This is a genomic window from Pseudomonas sp. FFUP_PS_473, from assembly GCF_002858665.1.
In the GTDB taxonomy this organism is placed as follows: domain Bacteria; phylum Pseudomonadota; class Gammaproteobacteria; order Pseudomonadales; family Pseudomonadaceae; genus Aquipseudomonas; species Aquipseudomonas defluvii.
Genome location: NZ_PJQQ01000016.1, coordinates 82,416 through 103,598, shown reverse-complemented (window position 1 = coordinate 103,598; position 21,183 = coordinate 82,416). Strand labels below are relative to the sequence as shown.

The following is a 21,183-nucleotide window of genomic DNA, read 5'->3' as shown; positions in this document are numbered from 1 at the left end:
GCGTGTCTACCTCAGTTTCAGGGTGGCAAGGCCAATCAGCACCAGAATCACGGTGATAATCCAGAAACGGACGATCACACGCGGCTCGGGCCAGCCTTTGAGTTCAAAGTGGTGGTGGATAGGCGCCATGCGGAACACACGACGACCGGTCAATTTAAAGGACGCCACCTGGATGACCACCGACAGGGTCTCCATGACGAAAATGCCGCCCATGATGAACAACACGATCTCCTGGCGGACGATCACGGCAATGGTGCCCAGTGCAGCACCCAGTGCCAGCGCGCCGACATCACCCATGAAGACCTGAGCCGGATAGGTGTTGAACCAGAGGAAACCCAGGCCCGCACCGATCAAGGCGCCACAGAACACGATCAGCTCGCCAGAGCCCGGTACATAAGGAATCAGCAGGTATTCAGCAAACTTCACGTTACCCGACAGGTAGCAGAAGATACCCAAGGCGCCGCCAACCATCACCGTGGGCAGAATGGCCAGGCCATCGAGGCCATCGGTCAGGTTGACCGCGTTACTCGAACCGACGATCACGAAATAGGTCAGCACCACGAAGCCAATGCCCAACGGAATGGTGACATCCTTGAGCATCGGTACGATCAGCGTGGTCTCGACGCTGGTCGGTGCCGTCATGTACAGGAAGATCGCAGCGCCCAGGCCGAACACCGATTGCCAGAAATACTTCCAGCGGCTCGGCAGGCCACGCGAATTCTTTTCAATCACCTTGCGGTAGTCGTCAACCCAACCAATGGCGCCAAACAGCAGCGTGACGATCAGCACGACCCACACATAACGGTTGCTCAGGTCGGCCCAAAGCAGCGTACTGATGGCAATGGCCGACAGGATCAAGGCACCACCCATGGTCGGGGTACCGGACTTGGACAAGTGCGATTGCGGGCCGTCATTACGCACCGCCTGACCGATCTGGCGAATCTGCAGCGTGCGGATCATCCAGGGCCCCAGGCACAGGGCCAGCGACAACGCCGTCAGCACACCCAGAATCCCGCGCAGGGTCAGGTACTGAAAGACCGCGAAGCCTTTGTAGAACTGTTGCAGATACTCGGCCAACAGCAGCAGCATTAATGTTTCTCCCCGCTGGAACCGCACAAGGCCGCCACGACGTTTTCCATCGCAGCGCTGCGCGAACCCTTGATCAAAATGGTGGTATTGCCAGCCTGCTCGCCACGAACGGCTTCGATCAGGTCGGCTTGAGTAGCGAAGTGGCGGGCGTTGATGCCAAACGCCTTAACAGCGTGAGCCATCATTGGCCCTACGGCATAGAGTGCCGAAACCTTGTCTTTGGCGTAGTCGCCCACCTGCCGGTGCCCTTCCTCGGCCCACTGGCCCAGTTCGCCAATATCCCCGAGCACCAGAACAGTGCGCCCGGAAAAGCCGGCGAGTATATCAACGGCAGCACACATGGAGGTGGGGTTTGCGTTGTAAGTGTCATCGATCACCCGAACGCCATTTGCAGCCATCTGTACCACGGTGCGGCCCTTGACGGGCTGCACGGCATTCAGGCCGGCAACAATACCTTCAAGTGTCAGACCAAAGGCATAGGCGGCAGCGGCGGCAGCCAAGGCATTGCTGACGTTGTGCGTGCCGAGCAGGTTCAACTGCACCCGCGCCGAACCCAGAGGGCTACGCAAGTCGAATGCGGGGCAACCGCGCACATCGCGATCAAGCGCAGTGGCATGGAAATCAGCGGCAGCATTGTTCAGCGCAAAACTGATCACACGGCGATCGCCTGCACGTTGCTTCCAGGTAGCGAACGCCTTGTCATCAAGGTTGAGGATAGCCACGCCATCCTGATCCAGGCCCTCAAGGATTTCACCTTTGGCTTCAACAATCTTTTCCGGACCGCCAAATTCGCCGACATGAGCCGTACCGGCATTGTTGATCAAGGCGACATGCGGTCGGGTCAGGCCAACGGTGTAGGCGATTTCGCCGATGCGCGAAGCACCCAGCTCAATAACCGCCGCAGTGTGCTCCGATGCCAACTCCAGCAGCGTCAATGGCGCGCCAAGGTCGTTGTTCAGATTGCCACGGGTGGCCAACACCGGCCCACGGGTGCGCAGGATACTGGCGAGCATCTCTTTAACCGTGGTTTTACCGCTAGAGCCGGTAATCGCCGCGACAGGCTTGTCGAACCGGGCACGGTTCAGCGCACCCAGTTGGCCCAGTGCCAGACGACTGTCGGCCACGATCAGCTGCGGCAAATCAGTACCTGGCACTTCACGCTCGACCAACGCCGCCACAGCCCCCTTGGCTGCAACATCGTTCAGGTAGTCGTGCCCATCGAAACGCGGCCCGGTCAGCGCCACGAACAACTGCCCCGGGGTAATTGCACGGCTGTCGATACTGACGCCATTGAACGTGGCATCACTGCCATGCACACGTGCCTGCAATGCTACGGTCAACTCGCTGAGCGACAGTGGCTTAAGCATGAGTAACCTCCCAGGCGCTCAACGCGCGCTCGGCTTCAACCAGATCGGAGAACGCATGCCGCTGGCCATTGATCTCTTGATAATCTTCGTGCCCTTTGCCGGCCAGGACGACGACATCATCGGCCGCCACACTGGCGATCAGTTGGGCGATGGCTTCACCGCGCCCGGCAACGAATTCGACGGCTGTCACGTCATCGAAGCCTGCACGAATGTCCGCAAAAATCTGCTGCGGATCTTCACTGCGCGGGTTGTCGTCAGTGACCAGCACACGATCAGCCAGACGCTCGGCAACCTGCGCCATCAGCGGTCGTTTGCCGCGATCACGGTCACCACCGCACCCGAACAGGCACAACAACTGCCCCTTGGCGTGCGGGCGCAGAGCTTCAAGTACCTTTTCCAAGGCGTCCGGGGTATGTGCGTAATCGACCACCACCAAAGGCCGCTTGCCGCCACCCAGGCGCTGCATGCGCCCAACCGGCCCATCCAGCTCGGGGGTGACCTTGAGAATTTCATCCAGCGGGTAATCCAGCGCCAGCAATGTGCCGACCGCAGCCAGCATATTGCTCAGATTGAAGCGCCCAAGCAGGCGGCTACGCAGGGTACGTTCGCCCTGAGCCGTCACGATCACGGCGCGCACGCCATCATCATCGAAGTGAGCTTCGCGGCAATAAAGCGAGGCCTCGGCATCGATCAAGCTGTAGCTGATAAGACGCGCATCACTGGATTCGGCAGCGAGGCGGCGACCAAAGTCGTCGTCCAGGTTGACCACCCGGCACCGCAGGTTCGGCCAGGCAAACAGGCGTGCCTTGGCAGCCTCGTAGTCCTGCATGCTGCCGTGGTAATCCAGATGATCACGCGACAAATTGGTCATCACAGCAATATCGAACGCAAGGGCTGCGACCCGGCCTTGATCCAACGCGTGAGAGGACACTTCCATGGCCACCGCACGGGCGCCCTGGTTTTTCAGATCGCTGAGCGTGGACTGTACCGCAATAGGGTCAGGCGTCGTCAGGCGGCCACTTTGCAAAGCACCATAAAACCCGGTGCCCAAGGTACCGATCAGACCGCAGTGCTGGCCAAGACGGTCCAACGCCTGAGCCACCAACTGAGTCACGCTGGTCTTGCCGTTGGTTCCAGTGACACCCACCAGGTCCAGCAGACGGCTGGGCTCGCCATAGAAACGCCCGGCGATGTCCGACAACTGGGCAGCCAGGCCCTTGACCGGAATCAACGGCACATCCGTGAGCGGCAACACGCTGGCGCCGTCAGCCTCATAGGCAACAGCCGCGGCACCGCGCGCCAGCGCATCGGCAATGTGCTCGCGCCCGTCCACACGCGTACCCGGCACCGCCAGGAACAGATCGCCAGGACGCACGTTACGACTGTCGAGCGTCAGCTCGCGAATCAATGGATCGCGCGAGGCTTGGGCGAACAGCTTACTCAATGGCATTGTCATTATCCGCGCCCTCCTTTGGCGGGCGCAGCATTGACCTGCTGCGGTGGAATAGGTGCCGGCAGGTTGTCCGGCGGAACGTTCATCAAACGCAGGGTGCCCGACATGACCTTGCTGAACACCGGCGCAGAAACCAGGCCACCGAAGTAGCCACCTTTGCTCGGCTCGTCGATGACCACCACGATGGCGTAACGCGGATCACTCATGGGCCCGAAGCCGGCGAACAGGGATCGGTAGGCGTTCTCGGTATAACCTTTGGAACCAATGGTGGCCTTACGGGCCGTACCGCTCTTGCCGCCGACGTGATAGAACGGCACCTGCGCACGGAACACCCCACGCGGCGCTTCGATCACTTGCTGCAGCATGCCTTGAATGGTTTCTGCGGTTTCCTTCGGCACTACCTGGGTTTCTTCAGGTGCTTTGTCGGTCTTGAGAATGCTCAACGGCACCATCTTGCCGTCGTTGGCCAATGCCGCATACGCGTGCACCAACTGCAGCGCGGTAACCGACAAACCATAGCCATAGGACAGCGTGGCGGTCTCGGCCTTGCGCCATTCACGGTGGTTCGGCAAGTTACCGACGCGCTCGCCCGGGAACCCCAGGCCGGTGTACTGGCCCAGGCCCAATTGAGCCATGACGCGATAGATCGCCTCACCCCCAATATCGAAGGCGATCTTGCTCATGCCGACGTTACTGGAGTTGATCAGGATGCCCGTCAGATCGAGGATCGGGCCTTCGGTCTTGGAAACGTCACGAATGGTGTAACGGCCCAGCTGCAAGGTACCGGGATACACCTCGACCTTGTCGGTCGGCTTCCAGCGTCCGCTTTGCAGCGCCGCACTCATCGACAATGGCTTGACGGTGGAGCCTGGCTCGAACACATCGATAATGGCCCGGTTACGCATCGCAGCGGGGAACATGCTGCGACGGTTGTTCGGGTTGTAGGTTGGCTGGTTGACCATTGCCAGAACTTCGCCAGTCTTCACGTCCATGATCACCAGGCTACCGGCCTTGGCCTCCTGCTCGGCTATCGCATTGCGCAGCTCGCGGGTAGCCAGGTACTGCAGACGCAGGTCAATTGACAACGCCAAGGTCTTCCCTGCCTTGGCGTTCTTGGTTACCTGGATATCCTTGATAAGTCGGCCACGCCGATCCTTGATCACCTGACGTTTTCCCGGGACCCCGGCCAGCCAGTCATCGTAGGCCAGCTCCACACCTTCCCGGCCGTGATCATCAAGGTCGGTGAAACCAACCATGTGCGCGGTTACGTCACCGGCCGGATAGAAGCGCCTGAACTCCTCGATGCCGTAGACGCCCGGTATTTTCAGGTCGAGCACAACCTGTCCTTGCTCTGGGGTCAGGCCGCGCACCAGATAAATGAACTCTTTGTTGGCCTGCGCCTCAAGACGCTGGCTCAACTGATTGGGGTCCTGCTTGAGGGCAGCCGCCAATACCGGCCAACGGTCCTTGCCCGCCTGCATCTCCTTCGGGTTGGCCCACAGCGTGGTAACCGGCGTACTGACCGCCAGCGGTTCACCGTTGCGGTCGGTAATCAACCCACGGTGCGCCGGAATGGGAATATGGCGCAGGCTGCGCGCGTCGCCCTGCCCCTTGAGGAAGTCACGGTCGACCACCTGCAAATCGACAATTCGCCAGGCAATGGCACCGACCATCACGGCCAGCAGCGCAAGCACCACGCGAAACCGCCACGGATAAAGCGCACCCTCAAGCTTCATCATGGCACCACCATCCTTACTTCATCGGCGCCAGGAATACGCATTTTCAACTGTTCGCTAGCCAAACTCTCGATCCGGCTGTGGGCGGTCCAGGTACTTTGTTCAAGAATCAAACGCCCCCACTCGGCCTGCGCCTTGTCGCGCTCGTTCAATTCGCCATAGAGGGTGTTAAGCAGTTGACGATTCCAGTGCGCGCTGTAGGACACGGCGATCGCCGAAACGAGCACGCCAATGAACAGCAGCAGCATCAGGAAGCTTCCGCCTGGTAGAGGCTTGGCAAAAAGCTTGCTCACCGCAGCTTCTCCGCAACCCGCATGACCGCGCTACGCGAACGCGGGTTAGCCTTGAGCTCAGCGTCGGAGGCGAACTGCGCCTTGCCGTGCACCTTGATCTTCGGCTCGAAAGGCTTGTGCTGTACAGGCAGGTTGCGTGGCAGGTTATCGGCCTCACCCTTGACCAGTTTGCGCATGAACAGTTTGACGATCCGGTCTTCCAGGGAGTGGAAGCTGATCACCACCAGACGACCGCCGATCTCCAGCATCTCGAGCGCAGCCTCCAGGCCAGCCTCAAGATCGCCCAGCTCGTTATTGACGTGAATGCGCAGCCCCTGGAATGCACGGGTTGCCGGGTTCTTGCCCTTCTCCCATGCCGGATTGGCTACCTTGAGCACTTCGGCGAGGTCTGCGGTACGGGTAAACGGCTGCACCTGACGACGCTCGACCACGGCACGGGCCATCCGCTTGGCGAAACGCTCCTCGCCGTACTCCTTGAATACCCGGGCAATTTCCTCTTCGGGCGCCGTAGCAATGAATTCTGCCGCACTGATACCCCGCGAAGGGTCCATGCGCATATCCAGAGGGCCATCGTTCAAAAAGCTGAAACCGCGCTCGGGGTCATCCAGCTGAGGCGAGGAAACGCCCAGATCAAGCAGCACGCCACTGACCTTGCCGGCCAGGCCGCGCGCGGAAACCTCTGCACCCAGTTCGGCAAAACTGCGCTGCACAATAACAAAGCGGCCGTCTTCGGCCGCCAGCGCTTGCCCGGTTGCAATCGCTTGAGGATCTTTATCGAAGCCGAGCAGTCGCCCTTGCGGCCCCAAATGCCGAAGGATCAAACGGCTGTGACCGCCACGACCGAACGTGCCGTCCAGGTAGCAGCCATCGGCGCGTATGGCGAGAGCCTCGACGGCTTCGTCAAGCAGCACGGTGATGTGGTTAAAGCCGCTATCTATAGTCACAGGATCAAATCACGTAGTTCATCAGGCATGGCGCCCGGTTGTTGAATGGCCGCCAGGTCTGCTGCAGCAACAGCATTCCAGGCATCCTCGTCCCACAATTGGAATTTGTTCAGTTGCCCCACAAGCATCGCGCGCTTGTCGAGCTTGGCGTACTCACGCAAACGCGGAGGCACCAGGAAGCGCCCACTGCCATCAAGCTCCAGATCCACCGCATTGCCGATCAGCAAACGCTGCAGACGGCGGTTCTCTTCACGCAATGACGGCAAGGCACGCAACTTGGCTTCAATAATTTCCCATTCATCAAGCGGGTAGACACACAAACAGGGGTCAACGGCATCAATTGTCACGATCAATTGCCCGGAACTGCGCGAATCAAGCTCGTCACGGTACCGGCTCGGCATTGCGAGACGGCCCTTGGCGTCGAGGTTGATAGCGTTTGCTCCGCGGAACACGGCTGCGCTTCCCTAATTGTTTGTTTTTTGTGCCTGAAAACCCACTTCATGCCACTTTCTGCCACTTGCGCACACTATAGGAATCCGCCCACCACACCGTCAAGGCACCCTTATAGGGAAAACCCTTACAGATCGGAGATTTAGCGCAACATTGGATAATGAAGAGACTTATCGGAGGGATTTTTGACGATAAATTGCGAGCTCACTCAAACGGATGGAGTGCGAACTTAAAGTAGTTTCTCAAGAGTAAGATTTTTTCGGTATTACCAAAGCGAGTCTGCTATCGATTCAAGCAGGGGAGGGAAAAAGGTGGAGAGTCGATCTGTAAGCCGGGTTCTGTCGAGGACAGTCATTCCTCTACGACGGCCATCACTGGACGCCTTTAGCAACCTACCCGGTTCCAACGCGGGCCGCGCCATATGGAACCCTATTTGGTCTTGCTCCGAGTGGGGTTTACCTAGCCACGAACTGTTACCAGACGTGCGGTGCGCTCTTACCGCACCTTTTCACCCTTACCGGTACCGAAGCACTTAGGCGGTTATTTTCTGTGGCACTTTCCGTAGGCTCGCGCCCCCCAGGCATTACCTGGCACTCTGCCCTATGGAGCCCGGACTTTCCTCCCCCCTCTTTTGCAGAACAAAAGAAGGCAGCGACTGTCCAATCGACTCTCCGCCGCGAAGGTTAACGGTTGAAAGGCTCAAGAACAAGCTTAAATAGAAAGAATGGCCAGGTGATATCACTCGCCTTTCTGTTTTTCCAAGGCAACTTGATACAAAACATTCTTGCGTACACCAGTAATTTCCGCAGCCAATGCAGCTGCACGCTTGAGCGGCATTTCTGCAAGCAGCAGATCGAGCACACGCATCGCCTCGGCACTGACGGCCTGCTCATCCTCCGGTGCCACCCAACCGGCAACCAGCACCACGCACTCTCCGCGCTGCTGATTACTGTCGGACTCAACAAAGGCGCGCAACTCGGCCAGCGGCAACCCCTTGAGCGTCTCGAACGTTTTGGTCAACTCACGCGCCAGAAGTGCCGGGCGCTCAGCACCAAACACCGACTCCATATCCTGCAGACACTCGAGGATTCGATGCGGCGCTTCGTAGAAGATCAATGTACGCGGCTCCTCCTTGAGCTGGCTCAGGCGCGCCTTGCGCCCGACAGCCTTGGCCGGCAGAAACCCTTCGAAAATAAAACGATCAGACGGCAAGCCCGCGGCGGACAGCGCCGCAATCAAGGCACACGCGCCAGGGACAGGCACCACCGCAATACCCGCTGCGCGCGCCTGCCGGACCAGGTGATAGCCCGGGTCGGAAATCAACGGCGTACCCGCATCGGAAATCAGCGCAACACTGTCGCCGGCCTGCAAACGGGTAATGAAGCGATTACCCTCGTCACGCTCATTGTGCTCATGACACGCCGCCAAGGGTGTGTTGATCCCGAAGTGCTGCAGCAACCGTACCGAGTGCCGCGTGTCCTCGGCCGCGATCAGCGCCACACCGCTCAGAATCTTCAGGGCGCGCGCACTGATGTCATCCAGATTGCCAATCGGCGTGGCCACTACGTACAACGTACCGGCAGTGGAATTGGAAGCACCTGAAACATCGGTCACAGCACACACCCATCATCGAGATCAAAGGCGCCATTGTAGCCCGATCGCCAGCAACAATGCGTAACCAAGACCTGCCTGGCACGAAGCCGAGCGACCTATAGTGAAGGTTTAGCGCCAGCGAGATCGCACCCAAGCAAGCGCTTGGGTACAATTGCAGGTTAATTTGATCGAGTAACAGGACATTTACATGATCGCTAGCCTGCGGCTGCTCTCAGCCCTCTGTCTCGCTGCCCTGCTGGCAGCCTGCGCCAGTTCGCCCTCATCAAGCCTGGGCGAGTTGCCACGCACTCCAGATGCCAGCATCGAGCAACTGCTCGACCAGGCCGCCACCAGCAAGACACCGGAAAAAGCCGCACTGTTGCGCCTGAGCGCGGCAGACTTGGCTCACACGCAAAAAGACAACGCACGTGCCTCGCAGATTCTTGAGCAGGTGCCGCTGGAATCACTCAAGCCTGCACAACAGGTCTTTGCCAGCACCTTGAGCGCCGAACTGGCGATGGGCCGTAATCAGCCCAAAGCTGCACTCAGCGCCTTGAGCCACCCCAGCCTGGCCCGCCTGAGCGAACTGCCGAAGGAGCAACAGGCTCGTACCTACAGCGTGCGCGCTGCTGCCCTTGAGGCCGACGGCCAAACCCTGGCGGCTGCCCAGGAGCGTGTTCAGTTGGCACCATTGCTCGCGGGCAACGCAGCCAACGCCAACCACGAAGCCATCTGGAGCCTGGTTTCCGCCCTGCCGAGCGAGCAACTGCAGAGCGTCAGCATGGGTAGCGACCCCTTGGCCGGTTGGGCCAGCCTGGCGCTGGCCGTGAAAAACGCAGGCACGCTGGAACAGCAACAGGTCGCCATCGAAACCTGGCGCGGCCAACACAGCGAACACCCTGCTGCCCTGCAACTGCCGCTGCCATTGGTAAAACTCAAGCAACTGGCCAGTCAGCCATTGACCAAAATTGCCCTGCTGCTGCCGCAGGAAGGTCAGTTGGCATCGGTAGCCCGCGCCCTGCGTGACGGTTTCATGGCTGCACACCTGCAAGCCCAGCAAGCCGGCCAGCAACCACCTGCAATCCAGGTGTTCGACAGCTCGCGCCTGACATCCCTGGATGACTTCTATCGTCAGGCACAGGCTGCCGGCGTACAACTGGTGATCGGCCCGCTGGAAAAACCACTGGTCAAACAACTGAGCACCCGCAGCCAACTGCCTATCACCACCCTCGCCCTGAACTACAGCGACGTCGGCCAAGGCAACCCACCACAACTGTTCCAGTTCGGCCTGGCCGCCGAAGACGAGGCACGTGAAGTGTCCCGCCGCGCTCATGCCGATGGCATGCGCCGCGCTGCAGCCCTGGTGCCACGCGGCGAATGGGGCGACCGCGTGCTCAAGGCCTTCCGTCAGGACTGGGAAGCCAAAGGCGGCACCCTGATCGCAGCCGAGCATATCGACCAGCCTGTGGCACTCGCCCAGCAAATCGCCGAACTGTTCCAACTGCGCCAAAGCGAAGGCCGCGCGAAGAGCCTGCAGAGCACGGTAGGCGGTAACGTTTCGGCACAGCCGTCACGCCGCCAGGACATCGACTTCATCTTCCTCGCTGCCACCCCACAGCAGGCCCAGCAAATCAAGCCGACCCTGAACTTCCAGTACGCCGGCGACGTACCCGTGTACGCAACCTCGCACCTGTACAGCGCCTCAGGCGACGTCAACCAGTACAACGACATGAACGGCATTCGCTTCTGCGAAACCCCATGGCTGCTCGATACCGGCAATTCGCTGCGTCAACAGGTCGTTCGCCAATGGCCACAAGCCGGCGGCAGCCTGGGTCGCCTTTATGCCATGGGTATTGATGCGTACAGCCTCGCGCCGCGCCTGAGCCAGCTCAAGGCACTGCCAGACACCCGTATCGAAGGCTTCTCCGGCAGCCTGAGCATGGGCCAGAGCCAGCGCATCGAACGCCAACTGCCCTGGGCGGAGTTCTCCGCCGGCCAGGTCAAACGCTTGCCCGATACACCACGCTAATGCCCGACAGTTCGCGCCAGAAGGCCGGCCAAGCCGCCGAACAGCAGGCCTTGCAGTACCTTCAGGGACAAGGTCTGCACCTGCTGGCGCAGAACTGGCGATGCAAACGCGGCGAGCTTGATCTGGTCATGCTCGACAGCGATACAGTAGTATTCGTCGAAGTTCGTTACCGGCTGCACGCAAGCTTCGGCGGCGCACTCGGCAGTATCGATGCCCGCAAGCAGGAAAAACTGGCGCTGGCCGCCGAACATTTTCTGCAACAGGAAGCACGATGGGCCAGGCACCCTTGCCGATTCGATGTCATTGCCCTGCAAGGTCGCGGCCATGCAGGGCAAGCACTCGAATGGCTGAAAAATGCCTTCGAATGCTAAGCCAGCGCCTGGCAATGCATCGTTTACCCACCGAACTCAATTTGCTCTTTGCTTCACGGGCTGCACAGTCATGTGCCGGGGTATCCGGCTTCCCGACGCGCCCGGCCAGCCGCCCCACTTAAGGTCACACTGATGGACATGCAATCCCGAATTCGCCAGCTTTTCCAGGCCAGCATCAACACCAAGCAACAGGCGATGGACGTCCTTGCACCTCACATCGAGCAAGCCAGCCAGGTGATGGTCAATGCCCTGCTCAATGAGGGCAAGATGCTCGCATGCGGCAACGGTGGGTCGGCCGGCGACGCCCAGCACTTTTCCTCGGAACTGCTGAACCGCTTCGAACGTGAACGCCCAAGCCTGCCAGCGATCGCCCTGACGACCGACAGCTCGACCATCACCTCGATCGCAAACGATTACAGCTACAACGAGGTGTTCTCCAAGCAGATCCGTGCCCTTGGCCAACCCGGCGATGTGCTGCTGGCAATTTCGACCAGCGGCAACTCGGCAAACATTATTCAAGCGATCCAGGCCGCACATGATCGCGAAATGATTGTCGTAGCTCTGACTGGGCGCGACGGAGGCGGCATGGCTTCGTTGTTGCTGCCAGAGGACGTCGAGATTCGTGTCCCGGCCGACGTCACCGCACGCATCCAGGAAGTCCACCTGCTGGCGATCCACTGTCTCTGCGATCTGATCGACAGCCAATTGTTTGGGAGTGAAGAATGACCGCAAAACGCCTGGGCCTGATGGCCCTGACCTTGTGCCTCGGCCTGAATGCCGGTTGCAGCTCGGTAATTAGCGCAAGCCGCGAAGCCCCGATCGAGGATGATCGCGGCACGCGCACACTCGGCAGCAAGATTGACGACTCACTGATCGAAACCAAGGTGGCGGTGAACGTCGCCAAGGCCAGTCCCGACCTGGACAAGAATTCGCACATTGTCGTAAGCAGCTACAACGGTATCGTGCTGCTGGCGGGCCAGACCCCCCGCGCCGACCTCAAGAGCCTCGCCGAACAGGCCGCAAGCCAGGTTCAACGCGTCAAGAAGGTGCATAACGAACTGCAGGTCATCCAGCCCTCTTCGCTGCTCGCCCGCAACAATGACACCTGGCTGACCACCAAGATCAAAACCCAGATGCTGGCCGATGCCAACATACCCGGTTCGCGCATCAAGGTGATCACCGAGAACGGTATCGTCTACCTCCTCGGCCTCATGACCCAGCAAGAGGCCGCACGCGCAACCAGTCTGGTTCAGGGTGTGTCCGGGGTACAGAAGATCGTCAAGCTGTTCGAGTACATCGACTGATCCACAGCCTGACGCACCATCGACTGCCCGGACTCCGGGCATCGCGCACAAAAAAGGCGATTCACCTGGATCGCCTTTTTTGTTACTTGACCACTTTCAAGCTAGGCCGGCCACTTGGGCGCGGCGGTGGATTGTCGGTGTCATCGCCCGATTCATCCTCCCCCTCAAGCTCGTCGTCGTCCACCAGAGGCGGCTCAAGCTCGAACACCATACCCTGACCATTCTCTCGAGCGTAAATGCCCAGAATCGCACCTGTGGGCACGTAGAGGGTATGCGCAACGCCACCAAAGCGACCCTCGAAGCTCACGGCCTCGTTATCCATGTGCAAATGACGCACGGCACTGGGCGAAATGTTCAAGACGATCTGACCATCACTGGCAAAGCCTTGCGGCACCTGTACCGCCGGGTACTCGGCATTGACCAGCATATGCGGCGTGCAATCGTTGTCCACGATCCACTCATACAACGCACGCACCAAATAAGGGCGACTGGAGTTCATAAACGGCTCCTTAAAACCTAACGCATTTCACGTTCAGCAGCGGACAGGCTCGCCTGGAAAGCTTCACGAGCGAACTGGCGCTCCATGTAGTCCAGCAACGGTTTTGCCGGCCGCGGCAATTCAATACCCAACACCGGCAAACGCCAGAGTATGGGCAGTAGACAACAGTCGACCAGACTTTGCTCCTCGCTCAAGAAACAAGGTTTTTCAGCAAACAGCGGAGAAACGCCGGTAAGGCTCTCTCGCAGCTCTTTGCGCGCCTGAGCGCGCGCGCTGTCCTTGCTGCGCGGATCAAGAATCAGATCAACCAACCCACACCAGTCGCGCTGGATGCGGTGTATCAGCAACCGGCTGTTGGCTCGGGCTACCGGATACACCGGCAGCAAGGGCGGGTGCGGATAACGCTCGTCGAGGTACTCCATCACCACGGTCGACTCAAACAACGCCAGATCGCGATCAACCAGTGTCGGCAGACTGCCGTAAGGGTTCACTTCAATCAGCTTTGCCGGCTGCTGACCAGCAGGCACATCAATGATCTGGACACTGACCCCCTTCTCGGCGAGAACAAGGCGTACCCGATGAGAATAGTGGTCAGCGGGGTCGGAGTAGCAGGCTAACCGGTTGGTCACGCCCATGGTGATCCTCCTCGCGAATGTAATTATGAATGGTACAAATGCAAACGCGCCCTGCGGACACCCCTGCGTTGCAGAGGCGCCCCAGGGCGCGTTCAACTACCAGAAACTACTGCGTGATCAGTGCACGTCCTTCCAGTATTCGCGCTTGAGCAGGTAAGCGAATACGAAGAAGAAGGCCAGGTACAGCAGCACGTAAGTACCGATGCGCTGGCTTTCCAGTTTGACCGGGTTGGCCGAGTACGCCAGGAAGGTCACCAGGTTCTTGACCTTCTCGTCGAACTGCTCTTCGTTCAGGGTACCGGATTTCGGCACGATGGTCAGCTGGTCACACGCCTCATGGGTCAACGGCGTACCGGTCAGCGGGTCGAATTGCTTCTTGCCGTCAGTGACTATCTGGACCTGCTTGCAACCGATGACCTGCCGACCCTGCAACCCTACCAGCACGTTAGGCATGCCCACGTTAGGGAACACGGTGTTGTTCACACCCCAAGGACGCGCCTTGTCCTCATAGAAGCCATGCAGGTAGCTGTAGAGCCAGTCAGTACCACGCACCCGGGCAACCAGGGTCAGGTCAGGCGGCGCGGCGCCAAACCAGGCCTTGGCATCGTTGGGCTGCATGCCGACTTTCATGTGATCGCCGATCTTGGCACCGGTGAACACCAGCTTCTCGAGCATCAGCTCATGCGGGATACCGAGGTCATCGGCAACGCGCTCGTAACGCTGGAACTTGGCGCCGTGGCAACCCATGCAATAGTTTGCAAAGGTGCGCGCACCGTCCTGCAGAGCGGCCTTGTCAGTCAGATCGATATCAACCTTCTGCAGCTCGACGGTTTCACCACCGGCAGCAAAGGTCAACGAAGGCATCACTGCCAGAATCAATACTGCAAATAGCTTTTTCATCAGCCAGTCACCCTTTCCGGAACCGGTTTGGTCTTCTCGAGCCTGGTATAGAACGGCATCAGAATGAAGTAGGCGAAGTACAGGAAGGTACATACCTGCGACAGTAAGGTACGACCCGGAGTCGGCGCCAGAACACCCAGCACGCCCAGGATCACGAACGAAATGCAGAACACCACCAGCCAGATCTTGCTCAGCCAGCCTTTGTAGCGCATCGATTTGACCGGGCTACGGTCAAGCCAAGGCAGCACGAACAGCACGGCAATGGCGGCACCCATGGCTACGACACCAAGCAGCTTGTCAGGGACGGCACGCAGAATCGCGTAGAACGGCGTGAAGTACCATACAGGCGCAATGTGCGCAGGTGTCTTGAAGGCGTTCGCCTGCTCGAAGTTCGGCTTCTCGAGGAAGTAACCGCCCATTTCCGGGAAGAAGAACACGATCAGACAGAAGACGAACAGGAAGACCACGACACCGACGATATCCTTGACGGTGTAGTACGGATGGAAAGGAATGCCGTCGAGCGGAACACCGTTCTCATCTTTCAGCTTCTTGATGTCGACACCATCCGGGTTGTTCGAACCTACTTCGTGCAGCGCCAGAATGTGCAGCACTACCAGACCCAGAATCACGATTGGCAGGGCAATCACGTGCAAGGCGAAGAAGCGGTTCAGGGTAATACCGGAGATCAGGTAGTCACCACGAATCCATTGGGTGAGGTCATCACCGATGACCGGGATCGCACCGAACAGCGAGATGATCACCTGGGCACCCCAGTAGGACATCTGGCCCCACGGCAGCAGGTAACCCATGAAGGCCTCGGCCATCAGCGCCAGGTAGATCAGCATACCGAAGATCCACACCAGCTCACGCGGCTTCTGGTAAGAGCCGTAGAGCAAACCGCGGAACATGTGCAGATAGACAACGACGAAAAACGCCGATGCACCGGTAGAGTGCAGGTAACGCAGCACCCAGCCGTATTCAACGTCACGCATGATGTATTCGACGGAGGCGAAGGCCTCTTCCGCCGACGGCGTGAAGCTCATGGTCAGCCAGACGCCCGTGACGATCTGGTTAACCAGCACCAGCAGCGCCAGGGAGCCAAAAAAATAGAAGAAGTTGAAGTTCTTCGGTGCGTAGTACTTGCTGAGATGGTCTTCCCACATCTTGGTCGCGGGGAAGCGCGCATCAACCCAATCCATGAACTTACTCATCACGCTTTCTCCTGATCGACACCGACGACAATGATGTCGTCCGACTCATAAGAGTACGGCGGCACCGGCAGATTGAGCGGCGCTGGCTGAGACTTGTAGACCCGACCCGCCAAATCGTAGTGGGAGCCGTGGCAAGGGCAGAAATAGCCACCCACCCACTTCGGCCCCAGATCGACCGGCGCCACTTCTGGGCGGAACGTCGGGGAGCAACCCAAATGCGTGCAAAGGCCAACCAGCACAAGAATTTCAGGCTTGATCGAACGATTCGACGGATCGACGTAAGCCGGCTGAACCGATGCCTTGGATTCAGGGTCAGAGAGGTCGCCGGCAATCTTTTTCAAGTTGCCCAGAATTTCTTCTGTACGGCGAACGACGAACACGGGCTGGCCGCGCCACTCAGCGATTAGCTGCTGACCTGGCTCGATCTTGGCGATATTGACTTTCACCGGTGCACCTGCGGCTTTCGCCTTGGCACTGGGGAACCATGACCCCACGAACGGGACCGCAGCCCCCACCGCTCCAGCAGCACCTACCACAGACGTGGCTGCTACTAGGAAGCGACGCCGGCCTGCATTGACGCCGTCATTGCTCATTCAGTCCTCTCCCATCAGCTTTGTGGCCTGTTGCAACAGGCATCTACTAAATAATTTCTGAACTGCGTAAAAATTTGCCGAATGGTAATTAAAAGACCCTGCTCTGACAAGGTGATTAGCCCGGCCAAAACCTTGGACCCCTTGCAGTGCTTGACTTGCATCTATGCGGCAAGTTGTCACACCAAAGTCCGACTCATGTATTCAAGACATAAAAAAAGCCCAGTTCCACCTGGAACTGGGCTTTTTTTGAATACTGTCGCGAATTAACGCTTCGAGTATTGCGGACGCTTACGTGCTTTACGCAGACCCACTTTCTTACGCTCGACTTCACGAGCATCGCGGGTGACGTAGCCAGCGCGACGCAGAGCGCTACGCAGGGTTTCGTCGTAGTCCATCAGAGCGCGAGTGATACCGTGACGGATAGCACCGGCTTGACCGCTGACACCACCACCGATAACGGTGACGTAGATGTCGAACTTCTCGGTGGTTTCAGTCAGTTCCAGCGGCTGGCGAACGACCATGCGCGCGGTTTCACGACCGAAGAACGTCTCGAGAGAACGGTTGTTGATGGAGATGTTGCCAGTGCCCGGACGCAGGAAAACGCGAGCGGTTGCGGTCTTGCGACGGCCAGTGCCGTAATTTTGAGTCGCCGACATAATGAACTATTCCGTTAAATCTTCAGTTCTTGGGGCTGCTGAGCAGTATGAGGGTGAGTAGCGCCCGCATAGACTTTCAGCTTACGGTACATGTCGCGACCCAGTGGGTTCTTAGGCAGCATGCCTTTAACCGCGGTCTCGATCACGCGCTCTGGGGCCTTGGCGATCAACTTCTCGAAGTTGATTTCCTTGATACCGCCCGGGAAGCCGGAGTGGGAGTAGTACATTTTGTCCGAAGTTTTGGCGCCAGTCACACGCACCTGCTCGGCATTGATAACGACGATGTAGTCGCCGGTGTCAACGTGAGGGGTGTATTCTGGTTTGTGCTTGCCACGCAGACGGCTAGCGATTTCGGTAGCCAGACGACCCAGGGTCTGACCAGCGGCGTCAACTACGAACCAGTCGCGCTTTACTGTTTCCGGTTTAGCAGTAAAAGTTTTCATTCTTTATAGCCTCAGAGGCCGCCCAGCGAAAATAAGACGGCAGATCTTACTGGATAGTGCGCACCTTGACAAGTCAAGGACACAGCCGCACACGGACGCTATCGGGGGCTCGGGTCAGCGCGTCCAATATTCGGCAGGGTTCTTCGGTACGCGGGGCATCACTTCCGCAGCACAGAGAGGGGCTGAATTATCCAGATTGCGAAAAAAAATTCAACCTGCTTTTATGCTTCTTTTGCCTTGGGAGATGCAAATGGACTACCGCCAACTGGGCCGCAGCGACCTGAACGTAAGCGCCCTGTGCCTGGGCACCATGACCTGGGGCGAGCAGAACAGCCAGGCCGAAGCCTTCGCCCAGATCGAGCGAGCCAAGGCAGCCGGCATCAACTTCATCGACACGGCAGAAATGTACCCCGTGCCCCCACGCCCGGAAACCTATGCCGCCACCGAGCAAATCATCGGCAATTGGTTCAAGCAGCACGGTGACCGCGCCGACTGGGTTCTCGCCAGCAAGGTGGCCGGCCCAGGCAATGGAATCAGCCACATTCGCGACGGCCAGCTGAAACACAATCGCCAACACATCGTTGCCGCACTCGACGACAGCCTCAAGCGCCTGCAGACCGACTGGATCGACCTTTACCAACTGCACTGGCCAGAGCGCAGCACCAACTTTTTCGGCAAGCTGGGCTACCAGCACCTGCCTCATGACCACTTCACGCCGCTGGAAGAAACCCTGGAAGTCCTCGACGAGCAGGTCAAGGCCGGCAAGATCCGCCACATCGGCCTGTCCAACGAAACCCCGTGGGGCACCATGAAGTTCCTGCAACTGGCAGAAAGCCGCGGCTGGTCGAGGGCTGTATCGATACAGAACCCCTACAACCTGCTCAACCGCAGCTTTGAAGTCGGCCTGGCGGAAATTGCCATCCGCGAACAGTGCGGCTTGCTGGCCTATTCGCCACTGGCCTTTGGCATGCTCTCGGGCAAATACGAGAACGGTGCGCGCCCTGCCAAGGGCCGCCTGACGCTGTTCAGCCGCTTCTCTCGCTACTCCAACCCACAGACCGTAGCGGCCTGCAGCCGTTATGTGACGCTGGCCCGCGAGCATGGCCTGGACCCGGCACAAATGGCCTTGGCGTTCGTCACCCAGCAGCCCTTTGTCACCAGCAACATCATTGGCGCCACGTCACTGGAACAACTGGAGAGCAACCTGGGCAGCCTTGAACTCAAGCTGAGTGATGAGCTGCTGGCCAGCATCGAAGCCATCCATCAGGACCAACCCAACCCTGCACCTTGAAGGGCAGTAGCGTACCCGCGGCAAACGCGGGTACGCAGGGTAGACATCACCGGCAAAAAATAAGACGATCCAGCCGGTGATTGACCACTTTCCCCTATAAGAATAACGAAATGATCTTTACCCAACCCTCCGCGTCGCTGCGGCGCGTCAGCATTCTGGCCATCGATAAGGTGTTCGCTTCAACCCTGATGCAGGCCAAGGACTTCTTCCATCTGGCCAGCCTGCGGTATAGCAAGCAACTGGGACTGGGCCTCAAACCCATGTTTGAAACACGCCTGGTCAGCCCCGACGGCAACCCCGTGAACAGCTTTAGCGATGTGCTGATACCGGTAGACGGCGGCCTGGAACAGGCCGATATCATCATCCTGCCGGCGTTCTGGGATGACTTCGATGCCCTGTGTCAGCGCTACCCGCAGATCCTGCCCTGGCTACGCGAGCAACATGCTGCTGGCGCCGTCCTCTGCGGTGAAGCCAGCGGGGTGTTCTGGCTGGCCGAGGCCGGGCTGCTCGACGGCAAGGAGGCCACCACCTACTGGCGCTTTTTCAATACCTTCGCCGAACGCTTCCCCAAAGTCAGCCTCAACCAGGACAAGCACCTGACCGATGCCGACAACCTGTACTGCGCAGGCGGCCCTACCTCAGCCTGCGACCTCTACATCTACCTGATCGAACGCTTCTGCGGCGCCAACGTGGCCCAGGCAGTGTCCCGCGACATCCTTTACGAAGTACAGCGCAGCTACACGCCGGGACGCATGGGTTTTGGTGGGCAGAAACTGCATCAGGACCTGATCATCCTGCAAATTCAGCAATGGCTCGAAGAACACTTCGCTGACAAGTTTCGCTTTGAGGACGTGGCCCGCAACCACGGTATGAGCATTCGCAATTTCATGCGTCGCTTCCAGGGCGCCACGGGTGACAAGCCCCTGCACTATCTGCAGCGTTTGCGGATCGAAACAGCCAAGGGCTTGCTGTCCGGTACGCGCAAGAGCATCAAGACGATCAGCTATGAGGTGGGGTATGACGATGCGAGCTTCTTCGCACGACTGTTCCGCCAGCACACGGCACTGTCACCAAACCAGTACCGCCAGCAGTTCATGCAAGAAGCTTGAGCGACCGCATCACAGGCAGGCCTGCCTCGCGCAGCACAGGGTGCTCAGCGCGAGGGCAGGCTTTGCCAGACGGGCATAACGCGGCTTAAGGACGATGCGCCCGCGCCAGGAACTCGTGGGACTGCATCTCCAGCAAGCGGCTCAGGGTACGTTGGAACTCGAAACTCAAGCGCCCGCCGGTATACAGGTCCTTCAGTTCGACCTCGGCAGAGATGATCAGCTTCACGTTCCGGTCATAGAACTCATCGACCATGTTGATGAAGCGACGAGCGATATCGTCGGTCGCCACGCCCATCTGCTCGACACCACTGAGCAGCACGGCATGGAAGATCTTGCCCAACTCGATGTAATCGTTCTGGCTACGCGGCCCATCACACAGTTCGCGGAAATCGAACCAGGCCACGTCGTCACAGGTACGCAACGCACGAATTTCCCGGTTCTCGATGACCAGCACGTCATTCTCAACAGCCTGGGTGCATTCCGGCGTCAGGGCGCGGAAACTCTTGCGCAGGCTCTCGTGAGCGGCCTCATCGAGTGGGTAATGGAACAGCTCGGCCTGCTCCAGGTGACGCAGACGGTAGTCGACGCCACTGTCGACGTTGACGATCTCGGTGTTCTGCTTGATCAGGGCAATGGCCGGGAGGAAGCGCGCACGCTGCAGACCGTCCTTGTACAGACCATCGGGGACGATGTTGGACGTTGCCACCAGCGTAACGCCGTTCTTGAACAGTTCTTCCATCAGGGTACCGAGGATCATCGCGTCGGTAATGTCGGAAACGAAGAACTCGTCGAAGCAAATCACCCGCGCCTCTTCAGAGAAACGCTTGGCAATGATCGTCAGCGGGTTTTTCTCGCCCTTGAGGGTTTTCATTTCCTCGTGGACCCGCTTCATGAAGCGGTGGAAGTGCGTACGCACCTTCTGCTTGAACGGTAGCGCCTCGAAGAAGGTATCGACCAGGTAGGTCTTGCCCCGCCCTACCCCACCCCAGAAATACAGGCCTTTGACAGGTACCTGCTCTTTCTTGCCAAACAGTTTGCCAAACACGCCTGGCTTGCTGTTCTGCGCCGCGATCAAATCGTCGTACAGGCGCTGGAGGTGACGCACCGCTGTTTCCTGCGCCGCGTCATGGAAGAATTCGGGACGTTTCAGATCTGCTTGATATCGTTCTAGGGGCGTCATAATTCGTTAGCAAGGCAACAAAAGCGGGCCGTCACTG

The 21,183-nt window shown here is 58.8% G+C and carries 22 protein-coding genes and 1 other RNA gene; 6 read left to right on the top strand and 17 right to left on the bottom strand.

The window, feature by feature from the left end:
* Positions 1 to 6 precede the first annotated feature (6 nt).
* The 9 genes from mraY to rsmI all read right to left on the bottom strand — a co-directional run bounded on the left by mraY (position 7) and on the right by rsmI (position 8,946).
* The gene (gene mraY / locus CYD26_RS13300) at positions 7 to 1,089 is read right to left on the bottom strand and encodes a phospho-N-acetylmuramoyl-pentapeptide-transferase (protein ID WP_065758912.1); all 1,083 of its coding nucleotides are present in this window, start codon (positions 1,087 to 1,089) and stop codon (positions 7 to 9) included.
* A complete protein-coding gene (gene murF / locus CYD26_RS13295; RefSeq protein ID WP_102052800.1) occupies positions 1,089 to 2,456 on the bottom strand; it encodes a UDP-N-acetylmuramoyl-tripeptide--D-alanyl-D-alanine ligase in 1,368 nt (455 codons plus the stop codon). Before murF ends, mraY begins: the two co-directional genes overlap by 1 nt.
* On the bottom strand, positions 2,449 to 3,912 hold the full coding sequence (locus CYD26_RS13290; protein WP_102052799.1) for a UDP-N-acetylmuramoyl-L-alanyl-D-glutamate--2,6-diaminopimelate ligase: 1,464 nt from the start codon (positions 3,910 to 3,912) through the stop codon (positions 2,449 to 2,451). Before CYD26_RS13290 ends, murF begins: the two co-directional genes overlap by 8 nt.
* Positions 3,912 to 5,645: a penicillin-binding protein 2 gene (locus CYD26_RS13285; RefSeq protein ID WP_177442449.1), complete on the bottom strand. Its 1,734-nt coding sequence runs from the start codon at positions 5,643 to 5,645 to the stop codon at positions 3,912 to 3,914. The genes CYD26_RS13290 and CYD26_RS13285 overlap by 1 nt, the downstream gene beginning before the upstream one ends.
* Positions 5,645 to 5,938, bottom strand: coding sequence for a cell division protein FtsL (gene ftsL, locus CYD26_RS13280; RefSeq protein ID WP_065758908.1), 294 nt, complete (start codon positions 5,936 to 5,938; stop codon positions 5,645 to 5,647). Before ftsL ends, CYD26_RS13285 begins: the two co-directional genes overlap by 1 nt.
* The gene (rsmH, locus tag CYD26_RS13275) at positions 5,935 to 6,882 is read right to left on the bottom strand and encodes a 16S rRNA (cytosine(1402)-N(4))-methyltransferase RsmH (protein ID WP_065758907.1); all 948 of its coding nucleotides are present in this window, start codon (positions 6,880 to 6,882) and stop codon (positions 5,935 to 5,937) included. Before rsmH ends, ftsL begins: the two co-directional genes overlap by 4 nt.
* On the bottom strand, positions 6,879 to 7,334 hold the full coding sequence (gene mraZ, locus CYD26_RS13270; protein WP_065758906.1) for a division/cell wall cluster transcriptional repressor MraZ: 456 nt from the start codon (positions 7,332 to 7,334) through the stop codon (positions 6,879 to 6,881). The genes rsmH and mraZ overlap by 4 nt, the downstream gene beginning before the upstream one ends.
* A 309-nt stretch (positions 7,335 to 7,643) precedes the next feature.
* An RNA gene (gene rnpB, locus CYD26_RS13265) (RNase P RNA component class A) lies at positions 7,644 to 8,003 on the bottom strand.
* 67 nt (positions 8,004 to 8,070) lie between these two features.
* Complete coding sequence (gene rsmI, locus CYD26_RS13260; RefSeq protein ID WP_178081712.1) at positions 8,071 to 8,946, bottom strand: 16S rRNA (cytidine(1402)-2'-O)-methyltransferase; 876 nt, start codon at positions 8,944 to 8,946, stop codon at positions 8,071 to 8,073.
* A 187-nt stretch (positions 8,947 to 9,133) separates the two neighbouring features.
* Here rsmI and CYD26_RS13255 point away from each other — a divergent pair, with 187 nt between their 5' ends.
* From CYD26_RS13255 to CYD26_RS13240, 4 genes are all read left to right on the top strand, one after another.
* On the top strand, positions 9,134 to 10,954 hold the full coding sequence (locus tag CYD26_RS13255) for a penicillin-binding protein activator (protein ID WP_065758904.1): 1,821 nt from the start codon (positions 9,134 to 9,136) through the stop codon (positions 10,952 to 10,954).
* On the top strand, positions 10,954 to 11,325 hold the full coding sequence (locus tag CYD26_RS13250) for a YraN family protein (RefSeq protein ID WP_065758903.1): 372 nt from the start codon (positions 10,954 to 10,956) through the stop codon (positions 11,323 to 11,325). The genes CYD26_RS13255 and CYD26_RS13250 overlap by 1 nt, the downstream gene beginning before the upstream one ends.
* 132 nt (positions 11,326 to 11,457) lie before the next feature.
* The gene (locus tag CYD26_RS13245; RefSeq protein WP_065758902.1) at positions 11,458 to 12,051 is read left to right on the top strand and encodes a phosphoheptose isomerase; all 594 of its coding nucleotides are present in this window, start codon (positions 11,458 to 11,460) and stop codon (positions 12,049 to 12,051) included.
* A complete protein-coding gene (locus CYD26_RS13240; RefSeq protein WP_065758901.1) occupies positions 12,048 to 12,629 on the top strand; it encodes a BON domain-containing protein in 582 nt (193 codons plus the stop codon). The genes CYD26_RS13245 and CYD26_RS13240 overlap by 4 nt, the downstream gene beginning before the upstream one ends.
* Positions 12,630 to 12,711: 82 nt before the next feature.
* On the opposite strand, the gene CYD26_RS13235 is transcribed toward CYD26_RS13240, so the two are convergent.
* The 7 genes from CYD26_RS13235 to rplM form a co-directional block, all read right to left on the bottom strand.
* Positions 12,712 to 13,128: a ClpXP protease specificity-enhancing factor gene (locus CYD26_RS13235; RefSeq protein WP_065761947.1), complete on the bottom strand. Its 417-nt coding sequence runs from the start codon at positions 13,126 to 13,128 to the stop codon at positions 12,712 to 12,714.
* A 17-nt stretch (positions 13,129 to 13,145) separates the two neighbouring features.
* A complete protein-coding gene (locus CYD26_RS13230) occupies positions 13,146 to 13,763 on the bottom strand; it encodes a glutathione S-transferase N-terminal domain-containing protein (protein WP_065761948.1) in 618 nt (205 codons plus the stop codon).
* 117 nt (positions 13,764 to 13,880) lie between these two features.
* A complete protein-coding gene (locus CYD26_RS13225; protein ID WP_065761949.1) occupies positions 13,881 to 14,663 on the bottom strand; it encodes a cytochrome c1 in 783 nt (260 codons plus the stop codon).
* Entirely contained in the window at positions 14,663 to 15,874 is a 1,212-nt protein-coding gene (locus tag CYD26_RS13220) for a cytochrome bc complex cytochrome b subunit (protein WP_065761950.1), read from the bottom strand. The genes CYD26_RS13225 and CYD26_RS13220 overlap by 1 nt, the downstream gene beginning before the upstream one ends.
* On the bottom strand, positions 15,874 to 16,467 hold the full coding sequence (petA, locus tag CYD26_RS13215) for a ubiquinol-cytochrome c reductase iron-sulfur subunit (protein WP_065761951.1): 594 nt from the start codon (positions 16,465 to 16,467) through the stop codon (positions 15,874 to 15,876). Before petA ends, CYD26_RS13220 begins: the two co-directional genes overlap by 1 nt.
* A gap of 263 nt (positions 16,468 to 16,730) precedes the next feature.
* On the bottom strand, positions 16,731 to 17,123 hold the full coding sequence (rpsI, locus tag CYD26_RS13210; RefSeq protein ID WP_065761287.1) for a 30S ribosomal protein S9: 393 nt from the start codon (positions 17,121 to 17,123) through the stop codon (positions 16,731 to 16,733).
* Between the two features lie 14 nt (positions 17,124 to 17,137).
* Positions 17,138 to 17,566, bottom strand: coding sequence for a 50S ribosomal protein L13 (gene rplM / locus CYD26_RS13205; RefSeq protein ID WP_009404632.1), 429 nt, complete (start codon positions 17,564 to 17,566; stop codon positions 17,138 to 17,140).
* A gap of 250 nt (positions 17,567 to 17,816) precedes the next feature.
* Between rplM and CYD26_RS13200 the strand changes: the two genes are divergently transcribed.
* On the top strand, positions 17,817 to 18,857 hold the full coding sequence (locus tag CYD26_RS13200; RefSeq protein ID WP_099775728.1) for an NADP(H)-dependent aldo-keto reductase: 1,041 nt from the start codon (positions 17,817 to 17,819) through the stop codon (positions 18,855 to 18,857).
* 212 nt (positions 18,858 to 19,069) lie between these two features.
* Positions 19,070 to 19,966, top strand: a complete 897-nt coding sequence (locus tag CYD26_RS13195; protein ID WP_176717467.1) for a GlxA family transcriptional regulator — start codon at positions 19,070 to 19,072, stop codon at positions 19,964 to 19,966.
* Positions 19,967 to 20,051: 85 nt separating this feature from the next.
* Here the strand turns inward: CYD26_RS13195 and zapE are convergent, their stop codons facing one another.
* Positions 20,052 to 21,146: a cell division protein ZapE gene (gene zapE / locus CYD26_RS13190; RefSeq protein ID WP_099775729.1), complete on the bottom strand. Its 1,095-nt coding sequence runs from the start codon at positions 21,144 to 21,146 to the stop codon at positions 20,052 to 20,054.
* Positions 21,147 to 21,183 lie beyond the last annotated feature (37 nt).

Coding starts and splice junctions, on each gene's coding strand:
- mraY (WP_065758912.1), bottom strand. CDS start 1,089: ATGCTGCTGCTGTTGGCCGAGTATCTGCAACAGTTCTACAAAGGCTTC.
- murF (WP_102052800.1), bottom strand. CDS start 2,456: ATGCTTAAGCCACTGTCGCTCAGCGAGTTGACCGTAGCATTGCAGGCA.
- CYD26_RS13290 (WP_102052799.1), bottom strand. CDS start 3,912: ATGACAATGCCATTGAGTAAGCTGTTCGCCCAAGCCTCGCGCGATCCA.
- CYD26_RS13285 (WP_177442449.1), bottom strand. CDS start 5,645: ATGAAGCTTGAGGGTGCGCTTTATCCGTGGCGGTTTCGCGTGGTGCTT.
- CYD26_RS13255 (WP_065758904.1), top strand. CDS start 9,134: ATGATCGCTAGCCTGCGGCTGCTCTCAGCCCTCTGTCTCGCTGCCCTG.
- CYD26_RS13250 (WP_065758903.1), top strand. CDS start 10,954: ATGCCCGACAGTTCGCGCCAGAAGGCCGGCCAAGCCGCCGAACAGCAG.
- CYD26_RS13245 (WP_065758902.1), top strand. CDS start 11,458: ATGGACATGCAATCCCGAATTCGCCAGCTTTTCCAGGCCAGCATCAAC.
- CYD26_RS13240 (WP_065758901.1), top strand. CDS start 12,048: ATGACCGCAAAACGCCTGGGCCTGATGGCCCTGACCTTGTGCCTCGGC.
- CYD26_RS13235 (WP_065761947.1), bottom strand. CDS start 13,128: ATGAACTCCAGTCGCCCTTATTTGGTGCGTGCGTTGTATGAGTGGATC.
- CYD26_RS13230 (WP_065761948.1), bottom strand. CDS start 13,763: ATGGGCGTGACCAACCGGTTAGCCTGCTACTCCGACCCCGCTGACCAC.
- CYD26_RS13225 (WP_065761949.1), bottom strand. CDS start 14,663: ATGAAAAAGCTATTTGCAGTATTGATTCTGGCAGTGATGCCTTCGTTG.
- CYD26_RS13220 (WP_065761950.1), bottom strand. CDS start 15,874: ATGAGTAAGTTCATGGATTGGGTTGATGCGCGCTTCCCCGCGACCAAG.
- petA (WP_065761951.1), bottom strand. CDS start 16,467: ATGAGCAATGACGGCGTCAATGCAGGCCGGCGTCGCTTCCTAGTAGCA.
- rpsI (WP_065761287.1), bottom strand. CDS start 17,123: ATGTCGGCGACTCAAAATTACGGCACTGGCCGTCGCAAGACCGCAACC.
- rplM (WP_009404632.1), bottom strand. CDS start 17,566: ATGAAAACTTTTACTGCTAAACCGGAAACAGTAAAGCGCGACTGGTTC.
- CYD26_RS13200 (WP_099775728.1), top strand. CDS start 17,817: ATGGACTACCGCCAACTGGGCCGCAGCGACCTGAACGTAAGCGCCCTG.
- zapE (WP_099775729.1), bottom strand. CDS start 21,146: ATGACGCCCCTAGAACGATATCAAGCAGATCTGAAACGTCCCGAATTC.